The sequence below is a fragment of the Arsukibacterium sp. genome (assembly GCF_036735525.1).
In the GTDB taxonomy this organism is placed as follows: Bacteria; Pseudomonadota; Gammaproteobacteria; order Enterobacterales; family Alteromonadaceae; genus Alishewanella.
In genome coordinates, this window is sequence record NZ_DAINOE010000139.1 from 1 (window position 1) to 4496 (window position 4496).

At 47.4% G+C, this 4496-nt stretch carries 6 protein-coding genes; all 6 read right to left on the bottom strand.

Translation table 11 applies throughout. The features are described from left to right. Positions 1 to 124: 124 nt before the first annotated feature. From V7D78_RS16155 to lptB, 6 genes are read right to left on the bottom strand one after another with little or no spacing between them, the layout of a single operon-like run. Positions 125 to 400, bottom strand: a complete 276-nt coding sequence (locus V7D78_RS16155; RefSeq protein WP_333609487.1) for an HPr family phosphocarrier protein — start codon at positions 398 to 400, stop codon at positions 125 to 127. After that, complete coding sequence (gene rapZ, locus V7D78_RS16160) at positions 390 to 1247, bottom strand: RNase adapter RapZ (protein WP_333609488.1); 858 nt, start codon at positions 1245 to 1247, stop codon at positions 390 to 392. The genes V7D78_RS16155 and rapZ overlap by 11 nt, the downstream gene beginning before the upstream one ends. Then, positions 1244 to 1717: a PTS IIA-like nitrogen regulatory protein PtsN gene (ptsN, locus tag V7D78_RS16165; protein WP_333609489.1), complete on the bottom strand. Its 474-nt coding sequence runs from the start codon at positions 1715 to 1717 to the stop codon at positions 1244 to 1246. The genes rapZ and ptsN overlap by 4 nt, the downstream gene beginning before the upstream one ends. A gap of 7 nt (positions 1718 to 1724) precedes the next feature. Next, the gene (hpf, locus tag V7D78_RS16170) at positions 1725 to 2012 is read right to left on the bottom strand and encodes a ribosome hibernation promoting factor (RefSeq protein WP_333609490.1); all 288 of its coding nucleotides are present in this window, start codon (positions 2010 to 2012) and stop codon (positions 1725 to 1727) included. A gap of 26 nt (positions 2013 to 2038) precedes the next feature. Continuing rightward, positions 2039 to 3526 carry an RNA polymerase factor sigma-54 gene (locus V7D78_RS16175; protein WP_333609491.1) on the bottom strand — a complete coding sequence of 496 codons (1488 nt, stop codon included), beginning with the start codon at positions 3524 to 3526 and terminating at the stop codon, positions 2039 to 2041. Between the two features lie 58 nt (positions 3527 to 3584). Next, positions 3585 to 4325: an LPS export ABC transporter ATP-binding protein gene (gene lptB / locus V7D78_RS16180; RefSeq protein ID WP_333609492.1), complete on the bottom strand. Its 741-nt coding sequence runs from the start codon at positions 4323 to 4325 to the stop codon at positions 3585 to 3587. Between the last annotated feature and the right edge of the window lie 171 nt (positions 4326 to 4496).

Genomic DNA, 4496 nt, shown 5'->3' on the forward strand with positions numbered 1-4496 from the left:
CATTTGCCGCCTATTTTTCATACCGCAAAGATCAACACGCTCTAGCAGACTAAAGCAAAAAAATAAATGTTATCGGTCAGGTGCAGTCGGAAGTTAACCGCATCGGTTATAAGGTGTACAGCGGCTAGGTTTCATCAAACCCATTATTAATGAGCGCTGTTACCGCTGCTAATGCGGCGGCCGCATCAGGGCCTTGTGCAGTAACTTCAACCGTTTTACCAGGGCTACTGGCCAGCATTAGTAGCGCCAGTACACTGGAGGCATCTGCGGCTTTGCCATCTTGCATCAGTTCAATGCGGGCACTGAACTGTTGACATAATACCGCCAGCTTAGTCGCGGCGCGCGCATGCAAACCTAGTGAATTAATGATGGTTACTGTGGCGCTGAGTTTAGCGTCCATGGTGACGTACCAACTCGCGATGACGAATTTGCACATCATCGCGCTGGCTGCGATAGCTCTCGGCCAGGCTTTCGGCAATATATACTGAGCGGTGCTGCCCACCGGTACAGCCAATGGCAATGGTCAGATAGCTGCGGTTATTGCGTTCAAGATGTGGTAACCAGCTGCTGACAAAGCTGTTGATATGCCAAATATACTTGGCCACCACGGCTTGCGAGGCTAAAAAATCTTTCACGGATTGGTCTAAACCGGTAAGGGGTTTCAAATCCGGCTCCCAATGTGGATTGGGTAAGAAGCGGGCATCAAACACGAAGTCGGCATCTTTGGGAATGCCATATTTAAAGCCAAAAGATTCGAACAACATCACCAGTTTGCCACTTTTCTGGCCAAGAATGCGTTCACGCAGCTGTTCTGCTAACTGATGCACATTCATTTCGGTGGTGTCGATATACAAATCGGCACGGCTGGAGATCGGGTCTAACAAGTGCTGTTCTTGTGAAATGGCCTCATCCAGCGACATCGCCTGATGTGATAACGGATGCAAACGGCGTGTTTCACTAAAGCGCTTAATCAGGCTGGTGTGATCCGCATCAAGATAGAGAATGGTTAGTTCTAACTTGCGGGGTAAATATGACAAAATTTCGGTCAGCTCATCGGGGTCTTGCGGTAAGTTACGCACATCAATACTTACCGCTACCCTTTCATACTGCCCCATAACCGTGGTTGCCAGGGTAGGTAGTAAGTTGACCGGAATATTGTCAACGCAATAGTAGCCTAAATCTTCCATTACTCTGAGTGCGACAGATTTACCTGAGCCAGAGCGGCCACTTACCACCAGCAGTTTCATGTGTCAGTCCCTTGTTGGCTATATTCCATTAATAACTGATAAAGATCGTGATCGGAGGCTGCATGGCGAATTTTGCGGGTCAGCTCCTTTTGACTTAATAATTTGGCAATACCGGATAGAGTAGTCAAATGCGCCTGACATTGTTCTTGTGGAATTAAAATAGCGCAAAAAATATCCACTGCCTGGTTATCAATAGCGTCAAAGGGGATAGGATCTTTGCTCACTACAAATACCAACATGGGTTTGCTGACGCTCTGTAATTTACCATGAGGGATAGCAATACCACCGCCTATGCCGGTGGAGCCGAGCTTTTCACGGGTCATGAGTGCTTCTAAAATACTATATTCCGTCATGTCAGGCAGCTGTTGCTGTGCCAGTTCGGCTATGTATTCCAGAATACGTTTTTTACTGTTAAAAAGAACTGCACTCTTGGTGCAGTTCTCGGCGAGCATAGTGCTTAAGTTCATCATACGCTGATTAATGTCGGGCTATCTTTTCTTTGTGTTTAATGACCTGCCGGTCCAGCTTATCAATCAACTGGTCGATAGCAGCATACATATTCTCGTCTTCTGAGGCCGCAAACACTTCGCCACCATTCAGGTGCAACTTAGCTTCTGCGATCTGCTTCAATTTTTCCACGTTTAGGATGACATGTACATTGTTAATATGATCAAAATGGCGCTCCAGCTTAGCAAATTTATTGTCTACATACTCTCTTAAGGCTGTGGTGATTTCGACATGACGACCAGTTAGGTTGATTTGCATAGACATTTTCCTTCTGTTTAGAACACTTAAAGCAAGGTCTTACGTTGATTAGATGGCGGTATAAATAAAGCTTCGCGGTATTTGGCAATGGTACGGCGTGCCACATTAATGCCTTGATCAGATAAAATCTCTGCCATTTTGCTATCACTCAGCGGTTTAGCCGGATTTTCTGCCGCCACTAATTTTTTGATAAAAGCGCGAATGGCCGTTGAGGAACACTCACCACCGCTCTCTGTACTAACATGACTGGAAAAAAAGAATTTAAGTTCAAAAATACCTCGCGGGCTATGCATATATTTTTGCGTGGTGACCCTGGAAATGGTCGACTCATGCATACTGACCATTTCGGCAACATCATTCAGCACCATAGGTTTCATTGCTTCTTCGCCATGTTCAAAAAAAGCTTGTTGTTGCTGCACAATACAGTTTGCTACCTTGAGCAATGTTTCGTTGCGACTTTCCAGACTTTTCAGAAACCATTTTGCCTCCTGCAGGTGCGACCGGATGAACTGGCTATCAGCAGAGCTTTTGGCATTACGGGACATAGCGGCATATTGCTGATTAATCCGTACCTTTGGTATGGCATCCGGGTTTAGCTCCACCTGCCAGCGGCCTTTCACTTTGCTGACGGTGACATCGGGGATCACATACTGCTGCTCCTCGCGAATAACATCGGCGCCAGGGCGCGGATTCAGGCTATGAATTAACCGCATCACCTCTTTTAACTCTTCTTCTTTGAGTTTAGTCACGCGCAGCAAAGAACGAAAGTCCCGATTCGCTAAAAAGTCAGCATAATCGCTAATCAATAGCTGCGCCTCACGTAAATAGGGCGTAGCCGGGTCAAATTGTTTTAATTGCACTAACAGGCATTCCTGCACTGAACGCGCGCCGACGCCCACAGGATCAAATAGCTGGATGCGTTTGATCACCGCTTCTACCTCATCGGCCTCAACATCGGGCAGGCCAAGCGATTCAAGGATATCGTCACAACTGATGGTGAGTAGGCCGCCTTCGTCAATGGCTTCAATAATGATTTCGGCAATAGTACGGTCAGTGTCAGAAAAAGGCGTTAATTGCATTTGCCAGCGCAAGTAATCTTGCAAACTCTCACTGGTTTCGCCCTGATAGACATTATCATCATCCATGCTATTGCCGGCACTAACGGGCGCAGCGCTGACTAAGTCATCCCATTGATTATCCAGCGGCAAGTCTTCCTGGATGTTTTGCTCGGTCATCGCCTCACTGCTGTCGGGTTCGGTGGGCTCGTCATGACCGTAGTCATCTGTTGTCAGACTGTTGTCTGTCGTGTGCTCACGATCAGGTTGTTGCGGTTCCATTTCGCCATTAAAGCTGTCGTATTCGTCTTCGCCTTCCAGCAGTGGATTAGCATCAAGTGCCTCCTGTATTTCCTGCTGCAACTCCATAGTCGACAATTGTAACAAGCGAATTGCTTGCTGCAGTTGCGGTGTCATGGTCAGTTGTTGGCCTAAGCGAAGTTGCAAAGAGGGCTTCATGTCGTTATTTTTTTCTCCCGTTTAGCCGCGTCATGCTGTGGTGGCGTTTATAAACTAACTATAGCCTGAATTGTTCACCCAGGTATACATCACGTACTTGCTGATTTGCCAACACTTCTTGTGGGGGGCCGGCAGCAATCAGCTCGCCATGGCTGACAATATAGGCTATTTCACAGACATCGAGCGTTTCACGCACATTATGATCAGTAATTAACACGCCGATACCACGCTGGCACAAGTGTTGAATAATTTTTTTTATATCCAGTACCGAAATAGGGTCAACTCCGGCAAAAGGTTCATCCAGTAAAATAAACGCCGGATCAGCGGCCAGAGCGCGGGCAATTTCTACCCGGCGCCGTTCACCACCAGATAAACTCATGCCCAGGCTATGTTTGATATGACCAATATGGAACTCTTCAAGCAAGTCATCAGCCAACTCTTCGCGTCTGCTGTTGCTTAATGCTTTGCGGGTTTGCAAAATGGCCAGTAAGTTTTCATGCACGGTTAATTTGCGAAAAATGGAGCTTTCTTGCGGTAAATAGCCAATGCCGGCACGGGCACGCTGATGAATAGGGGCAAAGGTCATGTCTTCGCCATTAAGAATGATACTGCCTTTATCTGATGGCACTAAGCCAACAATCATATAAAAGGTGGTGGTTTTACCGGCACCATTAGGGCCTAGCAGACCAACAATTTGCCCGGCGTTGACTTCGAGGCTGACATCTTTTACCACCTGACGGCCTTTGTAGCTTTTCGCCAGATGAGAGGCCACTAATTTGCTGGGTGCACTCAACGTCATGGATTGTCCTTAGTTTCCGGCGTAAATATCGTGGTGACTCGCCGGGTATTTTCATCGCTTTGCGCTTGCAACTCCTGCCGCTCTATGTTGTAGCGGATCAGTGCACTTTGCACCAGACTGCCACTTTGCGTCAGTTCGGCATTGCCAGACAGCGTCAGAGTGCGGCTGGCC